At 31.3% G+C, this 15,968-nt stretch carries 16 protein-coding genes; 8 read left to right on the forward strand and 8 right to left on the reverse strand.

The genetic code is table 11. The features are described from left to right. Window positions 1–5: 5 nt before the first annotated feature. On the forward strand, window positions 6–1,364 hold the full coding sequence (locus tag BM053_RS05185; RefSeq protein ID WP_091474804.1) for an undecaprenyl-phosphate glucose phosphotransferase: 1,359 nt from the start codon (window positions 6–8) through the stop codon (window positions 1,362–1,364). On the opposite strand, the gene BM053_RS05190 is transcribed toward BM053_RS05185, so the two are convergent. From BM053_RS05190 to BM053_RS05205, 4 genes are read right to left on the reverse strand one after another with little or no spacing between them, the layout of a single operon-like run. After that, on the reverse strand, window positions 1,361–2,545 hold the full coding sequence (locus tag BM053_RS05190; protein WP_091474806.1) for a glycosyltransferase family 4 protein: 1,185 nt from the start codon (window positions 2,543–2,545) through the stop codon (window positions 1,361–1,363). The two genes, BM053_RS05185 and BM053_RS05190, sit on opposite strands and share 4 nt — an antisense overlap. Continuing rightward, window positions 2,545–3,630 (reverse strand): non-hydrolyzing UDP-N-acetylglucosamine 2-epimerase, encoded by a 1,086-nt coding sequence (gene wecB, locus BM053_RS05195; protein WP_091474808.1) that lies wholly within the window; start codon window positions 3,628–3,630, stop codon window positions 2,545–2,547. The genes BM053_RS05190 and wecB overlap by 1 nt, the downstream gene beginning before the upstream one ends. Before the next feature lie 3 nt (window positions 3,631–3,633). Then, window positions 3,634–4,155: an ORF6N domain-containing protein gene (locus BM053_RS05200; RefSeq protein WP_091474810.1), complete on the reverse strand. Its 522-nt coding sequence runs from the start codon at window positions 4,153–4,155 to the stop codon at window positions 3,634–3,636. A gap of 4 nt (window positions 4,156–4,159) precedes the next feature. Next, a complete protein-coding gene (locus BM053_RS05205; protein WP_091474812.1) occupies window positions 4,160–5,473 on the reverse strand; it encodes a phenylacetate--CoA ligase family protein in 1,314 nt (437 codons plus the stop codon). Window positions 5,474–5,623: 150 nt separating this feature from the next. Between BM053_RS05205 and purD the strand changes: the two genes are divergently transcribed. Continuing rightward, window positions 5,624–6,898, forward strand: coding sequence for a phosphoribosylamine--glycine ligase (gene purD / locus BM053_RS05210; RefSeq protein ID WP_091475599.1), 1,275 nt, complete (start codon window positions 5,624–5,626; stop codon window positions 6,896–6,898). On the opposite strand, the gene BM053_RS05215 is transcribed toward purD, so the two are convergent. Further along, window positions 6,890–7,120 carry a DUF6341 family protein gene (locus BM053_RS05215; RefSeq protein WP_091474814.1) on the reverse strand — a complete coding sequence of 77 codons (231 nt, stop codon included), beginning with the start codon at window positions 7,118–7,120 and terminating at the stop codon, window positions 6,890–6,892. The two genes, purD and BM053_RS05215, sit on opposite strands and share 9 nt — an antisense overlap. Window positions 7,121–7,167: 47 nt before the next feature. Between BM053_RS05215 and BM053_RS05220 the strand changes: the two genes are divergently transcribed. After that, entirely contained in the window at window positions 7,168–8,100 is a 933-nt protein-coding gene (locus BM053_RS05220) for a DUF6427 family protein (protein WP_091474816.1), read from the forward strand. On the opposite strand, the gene upp is transcribed toward BM053_RS05220, so the two are convergent. After that, complete coding sequence (gene upp, locus BM053_RS05225) at window positions 8,095–8,748, reverse strand: uracil phosphoribosyltransferase (protein WP_091474818.1); 654 nt, start codon at window positions 8,746–8,748, stop codon at window positions 8,095–8,097. The two genes, BM053_RS05220 and upp, sit on opposite strands and share 6 nt — an antisense overlap. Window positions 8,749–8,825: 77 nt before the next feature. Between upp and BM053_RS05230 the strand changes: the two genes are divergently transcribed. Then, the gene (locus BM053_RS05230) at window positions 8,826–9,431 is read left to right on the forward strand and encodes a DUF4254 domain-containing protein (protein ID WP_091474819.1); all 606 of its coding nucleotides are present in this window, start codon (window positions 8,826–8,828) and stop codon (window positions 9,429–9,431) included. Between the two features lie 86 nt (window positions 9,432–9,517). Further along, window positions 9,518–10,513 carry a glycosyltransferase family 9 protein gene (locus tag BM053_RS05235; protein WP_167357315.1) on the forward strand — a complete coding sequence of 332 codons (996 nt, stop codon included), beginning with the start codon at window positions 9,518–9,520 and terminating at the stop codon, window positions 10,511–10,513. A gap of 26 nt (window positions 10,514–10,539) precedes the next feature. Here BM053_RS05235 and BM053_RS05240 read toward each other — a convergent pair whose 3' ends face one another. Continuing rightward, on the reverse strand, window positions 10,540–11,358 hold the full coding sequence (locus tag BM053_RS05240) for a hypothetical protein (protein WP_091474822.1): 819 nt from the start codon (window positions 11,356–11,358) through the stop codon (window positions 10,540–10,542). Between the two features lie 187 nt (window positions 11,359–11,545). Next, a complete protein-coding gene (locus BM053_RS05245; RefSeq protein ID WP_091474824.1) occupies window positions 11,546–12,598 on the reverse strand; it encodes a ferredoxin--NADP reductase in 1,053 nt (350 codons plus the stop codon). 165 nt (window positions 12,599–12,763) lie between these two features. On the opposite strand from BM053_RS05245, the gene porW reads away from it, so the two are divergent. From porW to BM053_RS05260, 3 genes are read left to right on the forward strand one after another with little or no spacing between them, the layout of a single operon-like run. Next, window positions 12,764–15,355, forward strand: coding sequence for a type IX secretion system periplasmic lipoprotein PorW/SprE (gene porW / locus BM053_RS05250; RefSeq protein WP_091474826.1), 2,592 nt, complete (start codon window positions 12,764–12,766; stop codon window positions 15,353–15,355). A gap of 6 nt (window positions 15,356–15,361) precedes the next feature. Next, entirely contained in the window at window positions 15,362–15,751 is a 390-nt protein-coding gene (locus BM053_RS05255) for a bactofilin family protein (protein ID WP_091474828.1), read from the forward strand. Then, on the forward strand, window positions 15,738–15,968 hold the full coding sequence (locus tag BM053_RS05260) for an AtpZ/AtpI family protein (RefSeq protein ID WP_091474830.1): 231 nt from the start codon (window positions 15,738–15,740) through the stop codon (window positions 15,966–15,968). The genes BM053_RS05255 and BM053_RS05260 overlap by 14 nt, the downstream gene beginning before the upstream one ends.

Genomic DNA, 15,968 nt, shown 5'->3' on the forward strand with positions numbered 1-15,968 from the left:
AAAAAATGACAAAAGGTAGGTATTCGAAATATATACGCCCAATAAGCATCATAATAGACTGTGTTTTGCTTGTTGTTTTAGCCAATTTTTTCTTGAAGAAATTTGCTATACAATTGCCGTATTTTATGATTTACCAACTGGTTTCTTGGTGCGTTCTGGCGTATTTCACAAAGTTTTACGAAGTATATCGCTTTACAAAACCTGTAGAAATCATGGGAATGTTATTTAAGCAATTGTTTTTGTTTTCATTATTTGTCATCACTTTTTTTTCTATTACAAGAGAAATAATTTTTAGTTTCCGACTCTTGTTATATTTCATCGGACTGTCATTTATTTGTATCACAATTTTCAAAGGATTATTATTTTATTATCTAAAAAAATACCGAATTGTTCTTGGCGGAAATTATCGAAACGTAATCATTGTAGGTTATACAGATAGCTCGAAAAACTTGCAGCAATTATTTCAAAATCGACCAGATTATGGTTATCGTTTTAAAGGCTTTTTTTCTGATAAAATAAGCAATGAGAACACAAGAGGAAATGTTTCAAACATTCAAGACTTTGTTTTAGATAACAAGATAGATGATATTTATTGCGCTTTAGAAGAACTCTCGAGCGACCAACTAAAAGAACTAGTAGAATTTGCCGATTATTACAAGAAAACCATCAAATTTATACCAGAATCGAACGAGATTTATGCAAAAAACCTAAAAATAGATTATTACGAATTTTTCCCCATATTATCACTTAAACGAACACCGCTAAACGAGCCATTACTCAAGTTTATAAAGCGATTATTCGATATTTCATTTTCATTATTTATTATTATTTTTCTACTTTCTTGGCTTATTCCTATTATTGCAATTTTGATAAAATTAGAATCAAAAGGACCAGTATTTTTCAAGCAAGGAAGACCAGGTTTAGATGAGAAAGAGTTTTTTTGTTACAAATTTCGTTCGATGGAAATAAACGACAAAACAGAAGAATCGGTAATAAAAAATGACCCACGAATTACTAAAATTGGTGCTCTTTTAAGAAGAACGAGTTTCGACGAAATGCCACAGTTTTTTAATGTATTTCTTGGCGATATGTCTATCGTTGGGCCAAGACCACACTTATGGTCACACAACAACGAATACCAAACTAAAATCAGAAAATACAATTTAAGATTACACATAAAACCAGGAATTACAGGACTTGCGCAAGTAAAAGGGTTTAGAGGAGAAATAGAAACCGATGACGAAATGGTAAACAGAATAAAATATGATTTGTTTTATATTGAAAATTGGTCATTATTATTAGATGTAAAAATTATTGTGCTAACAGTAATTAATGTTTTTAAAGGACAAGAAAAAGCCTATTAAAAAATATTTTTTTCAATTAAATAATTCATTTGATTATCTAAATTAAATGTAGATTTTGTCTCTTCAAATATTCTTTTTTTCATCAAATCTAATTCTGATTTACTAATCATTGAAATCGATTTCAGTTTTTCATTCAAATCGTTATAATCTTCAACAGAAGCAACCCAACCCAACTTATTTTCTTCAACAATAATTTCGCCTTCGCCACCACCAAAATAAAGAATAGGAAACCCGAGTGAACCATATTCGAATATTTTTGACGGAACCGAACCATAAATTCTAACTTTTAACGGGACAATGGCAATGTCAAACGATTTTAGTTTTTCATGTAAATCATTACGTTCCATCATACCATGAAAGAAGATGTTTTTCCCTTTTTCAGATGAAATTAAAGCTTCTATTTGATTTTTTTCGGCACCATCGCCAAAGATGTGTAACTCAATATTTAATCCGTTCAAATCAATTTTTTCACACAACTCTAAAACACCTTGTGCAATACCTAAAAGCCCAGCGTAGAAAATTTTTATGGGTTGATTTTCTTCTGTAATTAAATCTAATTTTTCAACTTTATGATCTGGAAAATTGCGATACAAATGACATTTTTTATCAGGAAATAACGAATTTACATGTGTGATAATTTCATTAGATTGTCCTAAAATTAAAGTTGCTTTTTTATAAATAAAACGTTCTAAAAACAACGAAAATTTATGCGAAAAAGAATCTTTTTTTAAAGCATTTAATTCAATTGCAGCTAGTGGCCAAAGATCTGAAATATTGAGAATTATCTTTTTGTTTTTTAGCGAAAGCACTAAAACAGAAATAAAAGAAAGTAATAATGGAGGCGATTGAACGACTACTTTTTCAGGTGTTTTTTTTATCAATAAATAAAAAAACAAACTCAAAGAAAAGGATAAAACGGAAATGAGTCTAACCAATAAATTTTTACTCACACTTGGATAAATCCAAAGTCGTTTTACCGTAATATTATCACGATTTTCCGTAACCGAAAACTTGCCTTTATACTCAGGAAACAATTCTCCTTTTGGATAATTTCCTAAAGGACAAACTACCAAAACTTTATAATTATTTTGATGTAATTTTAAAGCTAACTGTTCAATTCTATTGGCAGCAGCGCCTTTTTCTGGCGGATAATAATTAGATATAATTAATATTTCTTCCATTATTTTTTCAAAAGAATATCAATAATTCGTTCCGATGCTTTTCCGTCCCAAAGTTCAGGAATCCCCTTTTTAGGCAAACCATTCTGTAAAAACTTTGTAAATTCTAAAGTTAAATTCTCAATAGAAGTTCCCACCAGATTATTCGTTCCAATTTCTATAGTTTCAGGTCTTTCAGTTGTGGTTCGCATCGTAAAACACGGAATTCCTAAAACGGTCGTTTCTTCGGAAATCCCACCAGAATCGGTAATTACGGCAAAACTATTTTTTATGAGATACATAAAATTCAAATAACCTTGTGGTTCTACAAATAAGATGTTTTTCAAATTTAAATTAGTTTCACCTAAAATCGCTTTCGTTCTTGGATGAATTGGAAAAATTATTTTCTTGTCACCAACCATTTCATCAATTCCCTCAAGTAAATTGATTAATGATTTTTCTTCATCTACATTCGATGGTCTATGTAAAGTTAAAATGATATAATTTCCAGTTTCTAAACCAAATTCTTTCCAAAAATTCGGTGCAAAAATCCTATCTAAATTCTGATATAAAGTGTCAATCATCACGTTTCCAACAAAGTGAATATTGGATGATTCTATCCCATTTTTCAATAAATTATCCGAAGCTGAGGTCGAAGTGGTAAAAAAATAATCGGTAATACTATCGGTAACAATTCTATTTATTTCTTCGGGCATAGTCATATCTCCAGAACGAATTCCGGCTTCAACATGCGCCACTTTTACGTTCATTTTTTTAGCCACAATTGCACAAGCCATAGTCGAATTTACGTCGCCAACTACCAAAACCAAATCACATGGATTTTGAAGTAATTCTTTTTCAAAAGCAATCATAATTGCGCCAGTTTGTTCGGCTTGTGAACCACTTTTTACTTCCAGATTAGCATTTGGATGCGGAATATTTAACTCTTCAAAAAAAGTATCGCTCAGATTTTTATCATAATGCTGACCAGTGTGTACCAATCTAAACGAAATGGTCTCTCCATCTGATTGCTTTTTGTTTATCGCTTTAATAATGGGTGCGATTTTAATAAAATTTGGTCTTGCGCCTGCTATTATGGTTATTTTCATGTTCTATTTTTTGTAACCAATTTTTGTTCTTGGTTTAGCATTTTCTTTTTTATCTGTCAATTCGTCCAAATAACTAAAAACCAATTCAATATTCTTGTCGTGATTTTCTAATTTCTTCTGAATTTGCAGAATATCTATTTTTAAATCGGTGGTATCTAAAAGCATTTGACGCACTTTTGAGAATATCCTCATAATTTGAATATTAGTTTGAATAGCTTTATCACTATTCAAAACACTTGACAACATTAGAACGCCGTGTTCGGTAAAAACGGAAGGTAATTTTCTAGTTCCACCCCAACTTGATGTCACAAATTGTGATTTCAAGTTGTCAAACTCTAATTGAGATAATTCAAACATAAAATCTTCGGGAAATCGAGAAATATTTCTTTTTACGGCTTGTTTTAAAACTCTAGTTTCTATACCATAAAGTAATGCCAAATCTCTATCCAGCATTACCTTTTGATTTCTAATAAAGTAAATTTTATTAGCAATAGTTTCCTCTGAAATAATTAAATTTTGGCTCATATATTTATTTTATTAATGAAACAAACTGCTTCAATTTTCCGCTTTTACTTCGCTCTAATTTATCTTTTCGAATAAATGTAAAACTTAAATTATTTTCTAAATAAGTAGTTATGGCTTTTTCAATATTCAGAATTTGACTTTCAGTTAATTCTTTTTCGCTTACATATTCTACTTCAAAAGTATCGATTTTGGTTTGTTTTATCACAAATTCTTTTACATTTCCGTCGTCTTCAATAATGCTTTTGGTTACGTAGTAAAACGTTAATCCAGGTGATTTTTTTCCGCTTGGAAGAATGGCAACATCATTAGTTCTGCCAATTAATTTCTTTAGAATTGGTTTTTTGAATGTGCTTTTTTCGTCTAAAATTCCAATATCTCCAATATCATATCTAATAAATGGGTGTGCTTTGTTGTATAACGATGTAATCACAATTCGGCCTTCTTTCCCGTTGAGTAAAATGTTATTTTCGTCGTCTAAAATCTCTATAAATAATGTTTCCGAATTTACTTGCCATTTATCATTTGGATTTTGAAAAGCAATTAAATCCAGTTCGGAAGCCCCGTATTCATTGATAATTGGAACGCCAAATTGTTTTTCCATTAAAATTTTATCTTCGTCAAATAACATTTCTGAAGTGACAACACAACATTTTAAACTAGGACAAACCGATGTTAAAACAATGTTTTTTTTCTGAAGAAATTTAGCAAATAAAACTATGGAAGAAGTATAACCGTTGATGTAATCGAATTTTTTATTTTGAAATTTTAACAATACTTTTTCAAGAACTGAATCTGACAAATCGAAAATCGAAAATCGATAACTTTTCTTTAAAAAATCCTTCAACCGTTCTTTTTTATTTCCAATAAAATCTAACGGAATTCCATAAAAACGTGCTTGTAGCGACGAATTAAAATCGATTCCGAACCAACCAAATCGGTTGATGATATTTGCCCAAGTTAACGCATGACAAAACTTATCTTTCGCAAAAATAAAAGGATCACCACTGGAACCGGAAGTTTTATTTACATAAACATTCTTAATCGTAAATCCTTCCGAAAGTCTTTCTGATAAAGGTTTCTGAAAATCTTTTTTGGTCATTATTGGAAGTTCAGCCCAATTTTGAAAAGATATTTTCCCAACAAACTCTTGATAAGATTTGTTGTTTTTTAAATGATAATCAACAATTTCTTTTCTTTTTTGAATGGTAAAATTTTCATATTCAACATCAGAAACTGCTTGAATTTTTTCAAATTCAGCAACAGCTTTCTTTATTGGAAAACCATTTATTTTGAGCGATAAATTGAAAAGGTTGAACACAAGAAAAGCTATTTTGTTCAAAAATACTAAAATCTAAAACTTTTCCATCAATTAGCTTTAAATTCTTTTTAAAACAAGCTATTTTTGCACCACAACACTCGAGGCGTAGCCGAACTGTATGGAGCGCAGCGAAATAAAACAACACACACAATGACAATTTTATTACTTGGTTCTGGCGGACGCGAACACGCATTAGCTTGGAAAATGTTACAATCTGATAAATGTTCTAAACTATTTGTGGCACCAGGAAACGCCGGAACAGCTCAAATAGCAACGAATGTAAACTTAAATATTTTAGATTTTGAAGCTATAAAAGCTTTTGTCGTTCAAGAAAAAGTTTCGATGGTTGTTGTTGGTCCAGAAGACCCTTTGGTTCTTGGGATTTATGATTTTTTTAAAAATGATTCAATTTTAAAAGACATTCCAGTTATTGGTCCATCAAAAAAAGGAGCGCAATTAGAAGGAAGTAAAGAATTTGCTAAAGAATTTTTAGTAAAACACAATATTCCAACTGCAGCTTATGATAGTTTTACGGCAGAAACAGTCGAGAAAGGTTGCCAATTCCTTGAAACGTTACAACCGCCATATGTTTTAAAAGCAGATGGTTTGGCAGCTGGAAAAGGAGTTTTAATCATTCATGATTTGGCAGAAGCCAAAGAAGAATTGCGAAACATGTTGGTTCACGCCAAGTTTGGAAACGCAAGCGCTAAAGTGGTTATCGAAGAATTCCTTGACGGAATTGAATTGAGTTGTTTTGTATTAACTGATGGAAAAAATTATAAAATATTGCCAACAGCCAAAGATTATAAACGCATTGGCGAAGGCGATACAGGTTTAAATACAGGTGGAATGGGAGCCGTTTCTCCAGTTCCGTTTGCAGATGCTATTTTATTAGAAAAAATAGAAACTCGAATTGTAAAACCTACAATTGCTGGTTTACAAAAAGATGAAATAGAATATAAAGGATTTGTTTTCATAGGATTAATAAACGTAAAAGGCGAACCAATTGTTATTGAATATAACGTAAGAATGGGCGATCCAGAAACGGAAGTGGTTATTCCGAGATTGAAATCGGATTTAGTAGAACTTTTTGAAGCTGTTGGAAACGGAAAATTAGACGAAGTTTCACTAGAAATAGATTCTAGAAGCGCGACAACAATTATGGTTGTTTCTGGTGGATATCCTGAAGATTACGAAAAAGGGAAAGTCATTTCTGGATTAGAAAACATAGAAGACTCTATTGTTTTTCATGCAGGAACAAAGACCGAAAATGGACAAGTGGTGAGTAACGGTGGAAGAGTTTTGGCGGTGACTTCGTTTGGAAATGATTTTCAAGAAGCCATAAAAAAATCTTATCAAAACATAGACAAGCTAGATTTTGATAAGATGTATTTTAGAAAAGATATTGGTTTCGACTTACTTTAAGAAAGAGTGAGCCGTAGTATCTTGGTTTTCTTCGTTATTGTCTTTGTGAGCTTGTAGTTGTTTTGTCCAATACCATGTGTAATAACAACAAATAATTATAAATGCCCACGAAATAAGATTAGCCAACCACCAGTTACTAAGTTCTAATGAACGTAAAACTTCGTGTAATCCTAAAATTATATTATCAAATAACCATTGTATTCCTTCAAAAAATGATTTCATCTTTTTTATGTATTATATTTACAATCACAAAAGTATAAAATTTACTCATGATAACAAGCGTTTTTAGTAAATCTCGACCAATAAATTATATTTTAATAACCACTTTGTTGGTTTTATGTTTTTTATTGTTTCAATTTCAATCTAATTTCAACACCATTTCAACTTTAGAAATAGGAAAAAAAGTAGTTTTGTTATTGCTATTGATAGGTTCTTTATACATAACAAATTTTATCACAAAAAAGAACGGATTGAGCAAAGACAATAGTTACACGTTTTTTTTGTTTTTTGTTTTTCTGATTTTGTTTCCCAAAACATTATCTAATGGAGCAATAATTATCTCAAATTTATTTATTTTATTGGCCTTGCGAAGACTCATATCGATGCAATCGCTAATCACACCAAAAGAAAAAATATTTGATGCTTCTTTTTGGATTTTTACTGCCAGTTTGTTTAATTTTTGGTGTATTTTATTTATACTATTGGTTTTTCTGTCTATTATTTTTCACGTTTCTAGAGATTACAGAAACTGGACCATTCCGTTTATTGCATTTTTTACAGTTTTAGTAATTTCGGTTTTAGGCGCTTTAATTTACAATCCAAATCTTATTCAAAATTATATATCACAAATAGTAATAGATTTTGATTTGAAATACATAGAAACAATTTTTCAGAATATTGCTTTATTTATATATGTCACAACGGCTTTGGTCGCTTTTGTAAGTATGATTTTTATATTGCGAAATAAATTATCTAACCTGCAAGCGTCGTATCGAAAAATGATTTTTGCGTTTATTATTGGATTGGTAGTTTTCTTTATTTCACCCAATAAAGACAATAGTTTTCTTATTTATACTTTTGTGCCAGTGTCTATTATGCTAACAAACTATTTAGAAACAATAAATAAATATTGGATAAAAGAAACTATTTTAGGGATAATTCTAACAGCTAGTGTTCTAACTTTTGTGCTTCAGTTGTTATAGTTTATCACCATAAGCCAAGTCGCCAGCATCTCCAAGACCAGGAATAATATAATTTTTTTCATTCAGCTTTTCGTCTAATGCAGCAACCCAAAGATGACAGTTTTCGGGAAGATTTTCTTCAAGAAATTTAATTCCTTCTGGAGCAGCAATGACTACAGCAATATGAATTTCTTTTGGTTTTTGTTCTAAATGAAGTTTATTTAGTACAGCAACTAACGATTGACCAGTGGCTAACATCGGATCTATTAATATTAAATTTTTCCCTCCAAAAGATGGTGCAGCTTGGTATTCGACAAGAATCTCGAAAGCATCATCGTTGTTATAATGATGACGATAAGCCGATACAAATCCGTTTTCAGCACTATCAAAAAAGTTCATAAAACCAGTGTGAAGAGCCAATCCAGCTCGCAAAATAGAACACAAAACCACATTGTCAGCGATAGTAGTGGTTTTTTTTATTCCGAGTGGTGTTTGAACCTCAATGTCTTTATAAGATAAAGTTTTACTTAACTCATAAGCCATTATTTCGCCAATACGTTCTATATTTTTACGAAAACGCATGCTATCTTTTTGGATGTTTACATCACGAATTTGTGCTAAAAAATGATTAAGAATACTGTTTTCTTCTGAGATATAATGAATGTGCATTGTGTGAAAATTAACTGTTAATTTGGTTTGATAAAGGTATAAAAAGTATATTTGTATTCAATAAATTAATAAAAATTATGTTTTCACAATTTGCCTTCCCAATTTTTGAACAAAGCATCAATGATTATCACAAATTTGATGATGTAAATCAGCCAATCGAAAATCCTTATCCAAAGGAAAAAATAGAACATTTATTGTATGCTAAAAATTGGGTAGATACTGTTCAGTGGCATTATGAAGATATTATTCGTGATCCGAATATCGATCCAGTTGAAGCTTTGATTCTTAAAAGAAAAATCGATGCTTCTAACCAAGTTCGTACCGATATGGTCGAATATATAGACAGTTATTTTCTTCAAAAATATGCTTCGGTAAATGTAAAACCAGCAGCAAAAATCAATTCTGAAAGTCCAGCTTGGGCATTTGACAGGTTGTCTATTCTGGCACTTAAAATTTACCATATGAACGAAGAAGCAACTCGCGAAGAAGCTTCGGCAGATCATAGAGCAAAATGCCAAGAAAAGTTGAATGTTTTGTTAGAACAAAAGAAAGATTTAACCACCGCAATAGATGATTTATTAACAGATATTGAAGCTGGAGATAAATACATGAAAGTGTACAAACAAATGAAAATGTACAACGATGACGAGCTAAATCCTGTTTTATATCAGAATAAAAAATAAACCACATTTTGTCATTTCGACGAAGGAGAAATCTCATTTTTTTGTCAAAAAAAATTAAACATATTTTAGTAATTCGGCTTTCGGCAATGGGCGATGCTGCTATGACAGTTCCTGTTCTAAGAGCCTTTGTTTTGCAACATCCAGAAGTAAAAATCACGGTAGTTTCTCGACCTTTTTTCAAACCTTTTTTTGACACAATTCCTAACGTAAATTTTTTTGGTATTGATGTAAATAATCGTCATAAAGGATTTTTAGGACTCGTAAAATTGTTTTTAGATTTAAAAAAACTAAATATTGATGCTGTTGCCGATTTGCATAATGTTTTAAGATCTAAAATAGTTAGAACCTTTTTTGCATTAATAGGAAAAAAAGTAGCCGCTTCAAACAAAGGAAGAGCTGATAAAAAAGCTTTAACAAGAGCTGAAAATAAAATTTTTAAACCACTAAAAACAATGTTCAGTGTGCATTGTGATACGTTTATAAAATTAGGTTTTGATATCGATTTAAGCAATCCAACTTTTCCAAACAAATCCATTCTATCTCAAAAAACAACTTCAATTGTTGGAAATAAAAACGAAAAATGGATAGGAATTGCACCTTTTGCACAATATGAAAGCAAGGTTTATCCTTTAGATTTGATTCAGGAAACCATAAACGATTTGTCTAAAAATAATGATTATAAAATCTTACTTTTTGGCGGTGGCAAAAAAGAAATTGAAGTTTTAGATTTACTTTCAAAAGACAACAAAAATGTAATAAATATTGCAGGAAAAATAACTTTCCAGGAAGAATTAGATTTAATATCGAATCTCGACATCATGCTTTCTATGGATTCTGGAAACGCACATATTGCTGCAATGTTGGGTATAAAAGTAATTACACTTTGGGGAGCAACACATCCTTTTGCCGGTTTTTCACCATTTAATCAGCCGTTAGAAAGCGCATTGGTATCTGATAGAGAAAAATATCCGTTATTACCTACATCAGTTTATGGGAACAAAAAAGTCGCAGATTATGAAGATGCGATGCGAACTATTTTGCCAGAAACGATTGTAAATAAAATAGAAAAGGAGCTTAATTAAGCTCCTTTTCTATTTTATTAGTTAAATTATCTTCCGATATACATTACGTTAATTTCAGAATAATTACCTAAAGCTGTGCTATTCCCGATTACGTGCGGATTAGCTTCGGTAAGGTTATCATCAGCAACTCCCCAATATGATGCATTCAAATTACAAGTTTGTCCAGCGGTTAAACTTACGGTTATATTTATATTTGTTTCATTAAAAAGTTCTAAATAATCGACAGATGTGTCACTATTGTAAAAACTAGTAGAGTGTGTATATTTTCTATAATCGGTTCCGTTTACAGTGAGTTTAAAATTGCCTTCTACAAACCCCATTTTTCCAGAATTTACATCTACGGTTCCAGCACCAAGATAACCTGTAAAAATAATCGAATATTTTCCTGTGTAAGGCGCAACAAATGATTTCGCATTCAACCCAGGAACATTTGTATAAGTCGAAGCACTTGTAGCTATTGTTAAATTTGCATTTTGTGCAAATTTTGCATCAAAATAACGGTGCACTTGCGAAACCCAATTTGTGCCATCCCAAAAATTAATACCAGGAATTACACCATAAGTTCCTGCCGTAGTATTTGTATTGAAAACCATAGTTCCTATTTCTGCCACGGAGTTTGTAAGATAAGCTCCTGTTGCTGGATTCTTAACTGGTGCTGCTACATTTGTAGCGGTTAGCGCTACACGAGGTATAAGTAATCCGTAATTATTTGCGCCTGCTGCTACATCGAGAGCGGCATTTGGAGTTGTGGTTCCAACACCAACTTGCGCATTTAAAATAGTTGTTAAAAATAAAAAGAAAATACAGGTAAATTTCGTTTTTTGTTTAAAAATTAAAAGAGACATAGTAGTAGTTTAGGTTTAGTTTGTTTTTTATTGAAAAATCGACAAAAATACAATCATTTTTAACCTATTATGCTAAAAATCAATAAACTCGATAAAAACACAAAATTTACCGATAAAAGGATAATTTTCATTAAAAAAGGAGCTTAATTAAGCTCCTTTTTTTTAACAACAGTTATATTATAATTAGTTAAACATCATCATAATCTACAAAAATCTCACTCGATGTTGGGTGTGCTTGACAAGTAAGAATTAACCCTTCGGCAATTTCTTTGTCAGTAAGAATAGAGTTCTTTTTCATCTCGGCAGTACCTTTTGTTACACGAGCCAAACAACTACTACATATTCCGCCTTGGCAAGAATATGGTGCATCGATTCCTTGTTTTAGAGCTGCTTCAAGAAGGGTTTGTTTCGATGACATTTCGAATGTAGCTTCGTCTCCATCTACTAAAACTGTAATTTTTGTATGGTCATTTTTTGTAGTATCTACCGCATTTTCTTTGGTAGAAGCAGAAAATAATTCGAATTTAATATCTTTTTCGGCAACATTTTTTTCTTTAAGAACATCGCTTACATGATTTATCATTTCCTCTGGACCACACAAATAAAATTTCGAAAATGCGGTACCAACATGTTTATTATTCATCACAAAATTTACGACAGATTTGTCTATTCTTCCAAAAAGAGAATCGTCGGATTTAGATTGACTATACACAAAATGAACAAAAAATCGACCTAAATATTTTTGTTGTAATTCGATTAATTTATCATGAAAAATAGTTTCTTGGGCAGATTTGTTTCCAAAAACCAATACAAAAGTACTTTTAGGTTCTTGTAATAAAACCGATTGTAAAATTGCCATAACAGGCGTAATTCCACTACCAGCCACAAAAGCCAGATAATTTTTTTGCTTGTCGGCATTGGGTTCGAACGTAAATTTACCCTCAGGAGTTCCTACTTCGATAATATTTCCAACTTTTAGTTCGTTGTTGGCAAATTTCGAAAAAAGTCCGTTTTTTATAGCTTTAATAGCAATGCGAAGCTCACCACTATTTGGTGAAGAACAGATAGAATAAGCACGACGAATTTCTTCGCCATCTAATGTTAATTTTAAATTTACGTATTGTCCAGCATCAAACTTATAAAAATCTTTAAATTCGAGTGGAACATTAAAAAGGATAGAAACCGCCTGAGAAGTTTCTTTTTTTATTTCTTGTATAGATAGTTTGTAAAAGGTAGACATATGTGATTCTTTTTAGCAAAATTAAGAAACACGACTGACATATTATTGTAACTTACAAAAAATTAAAAAAATACTTTATTTTCGGAATTTAAAAAAGAAACGTATTTTTACCAGTCATTATACTAAATTTAACTTTTAGAAGTTAATATTTAAAAACCTTTTACATTGAAAACAAACAGTTTAAAATACATTTCTTTTTCACTTTTATTCATTTTAGTTGTAGCCTGTTCTACAAAGAAAAACTCTTTTGTAAATAGGAAATGGCACAATAAAAACACCAAATACAATACCTTATACAACGGCGATGTAGCTTTGCAGTTGGGTATTAATGATTTAAAAAGTGGATATAAAGATGATTTTTGGCAAATTTTGCCAGTAGAAAGAATGCAAATTGTAGAAGAAACGATGTTGCCAGGACAGAAGACAAAAAATCAAAATTTTGAACGCGCCGAAACTAAAGCAACCAAAGCAATCCAGAAACATTCGATGAATATTGATGGTAAGGAAAAAAACCCACAAATGGATGAAGCGCACGTACTTCTAGGAAAATCGCGCTATTATGACCAAAGATTTATTCCCGCTCTAGAAGCTTTTAACTATATTTTGTACAAATATGCTAATTCTGACAAAATATATGAAGCTAAAATTTGGAGAGAAAAAACAAATATTAGATTAGAAAATGATGCATTAGCGGTTAAAAATCTCAAAAGACTCCTAAAAAATAATAAAATAAAACCACAAGTTTTTGCCGATGCAAACGCAATTTTGTCGCAAGCCTACATTAATTTAGAGCAAAAAGACAGTGCCATTGCACCGCTAAAAAAAGCATTGGTTTCGACTAAAATAAAAGAAGAAAAAGCACGTTACCACTTTATTCTGGGGCAATTGTACCAATCATTACAATATAAAGATAGCGCCTACGCAGAGTTTCAAGAAATTATCGAAATGAAGCGAAAATCTCCCAAACAATATGTGATGCAAGCACATGCAAAACAATCTGAATTGGTAGATCAGACACAAGACACGGTGGTGTTCCTAAAAAAATATGCTAAACTTTTTAAAGACAGAGAAAATCGCCCGCATCATGATATTTTAAACTATCAAATGGCAGCTTTTTATGATAAGTTGAATAAAAAAGAGCAAGCCATTAAGTATTACAATAAATCATTAAGATCTAAATCGGAAGATGCTTATTTGCAAGCGACAACCTATAAAAACTTGGCTACGATTTACTTCGATAAGACAAAATATCTAATGGCTGGACAATATTATGACAGCACACTTACTAGATTGGTAAAGAAAAACAGAGAATATTTTACCATTGTAAAAAAACGAGAAAACCTTGTAGATGTTATCAAGTACGAAGGAATTGTGCAACATAACGATAGTATTTTAAATATAGTTGCCCTTTCTGAAAATGACCGAAAAAGTTATTTTGAGGATTATATTGCAAAAATAAAAGCCAAAGAAGAGGCAAAAAAATTACTGGAAGCCAAGCAAAAAACAGCAAATGCAAATTCAGGAATTCAAGATATAGACACAGGTAAAAATAAACCAAAAAGCGTTCCAGGTGAGCCGTCTTTAATGCCTCCAGGAGTTGGTTTTGATAGCGCAAACGACAATGCATTTTATTTTTACAATCCTGTTACTGTAAATTATGGTAAAGTAACGTTCTTAAAAAGATGGGGAAAGAGAACGCTCAACGACAATTGGAGATGGTCTGCCCAATCTTCGGAGATAAAAAATCCTGAGGAAGTCGTTGCCAATAATACAAATACCAAACCTGAAGAAGTTTCGGAAAAAATGAAAGCAGATTTTTATTTAAAACAGCTTCCAACATCACAAAAAGTATTAGACAGTCTGGCAAGAGAAAGAAACTTTGCAAATTATCAGCTGGGTGTTATTTATAAAGAAAAGTTTAAAGAATACGCATTGTCAGCTTCTAAATTTGAGACGTTATTAAAGAATAAACCCGAAGAAAGATTGGTGTTGCCATCGATGTATAATTTGTACAAAATTTATGAGATTACAAATAAAACCAAAGCGGAGGTTGTTAAAAATCAAATAATTACAAATTATCCAAACACAAGATACGCGCAAATATTAAGTGGAACTATTGTAGAAGAAACCGCCATTGCGCAAACGCCAGAAGCAGTTTATAAAACTATTTATAAGCAATTTAGCGACCAAGAATATGTTTCGGTTTTAGAAACTATCGAGAAAAGTTTAGCGCAATTTGCTGGCGATGATTTAATTCCTAAATTTGAGTTACTAAAATCGAGTACAATAGGAAAACTAAAAGGAGTCGATGAATACAAGAAATCTTTAAACTTTGTTGCCTTAAATTTTCCAAATACAAAAGAAGGAAAACAAGCCGAAGATATTCTTAAGGTAAGTATTCCAACCTTGGAGCAAATGACTTTCAAGAACGATACATTATCTAAAAACTGGAAAATCTTATATAAAGCTGGCGCTCGAGATGCAGATGATACCAAAACATTAATCGAAAAAATAAACAAATACATCAAAGAAAAACAATATGATACTTTTTCAGTTTCTTATGATGTGTATAACGAAACCGAAAATTTTGTGGTTGTACATGGAATAAAATCGAAGGAATATTCTAAATTTTTTGTAGATATTCTTAAAGAAACTAAAGATTATAAAATTGTAACTCCAGCCCAAGTGATTTCTAGCGAAAATTATTCAGTGATTCAAGTCAAGAAAAATTACAATCAATTTCTCGAATTAAAATAGCAAAACATGTTTGAAAAAAGCACCAAATCATATACCGAATTACTCGGAAAAACCAACAGAATTGTCGAAGCAACAACTATAAAAGGAGATATCGAATCGATTGCCGATTTTAGATTAGACGGACACCTGATAGGAAACTTTACATCAAAAGGGAAACTAGTAATAGGCCCAGCAGGAAGTGTTACAGGAGATATCTCTTGTCAAAATGTAGATGTAGAAGGAATGGTAAAAGGGAAAATCGTGGTTCAGGATATTTTAAGTGTAAAAAACAAAGCAAGTATTCATGGCGAAGTTACCTGTGGGAAATTATCAGTAGAACCTGGAGCTGATTTTAGTGCATCTTGTATTATGAAAGCGACTTCAAAACCGGCTTTGCCTGCACATGGAGAAAAATAACCAAGAAAAAAAGAATTATAACAAGTGGCTGGCACTCATTAATATTCCAATACAAATGGGAATAATTATTTTTGTGTTTTACAAACTTGGTTTTTGGTTAGATGAAAATTACGCAAACAAAAAAGTGTTTTATTATAAGGTTTTCACTTTAGTAGGAGTGTTTTTGGCTTTATACAATGTGTATCGTCAAGTAAACGAAATAGGAAAAAACTCATAA

This window comes from Flavobacterium swingsii, from assembly GCF_900111965.1.
Lineage (GTDB): Bacteria > Bacteroidota > Bacteroidia > Flavobacteriales > Flavobacteriaceae > Flavobacterium > Flavobacterium swingsii.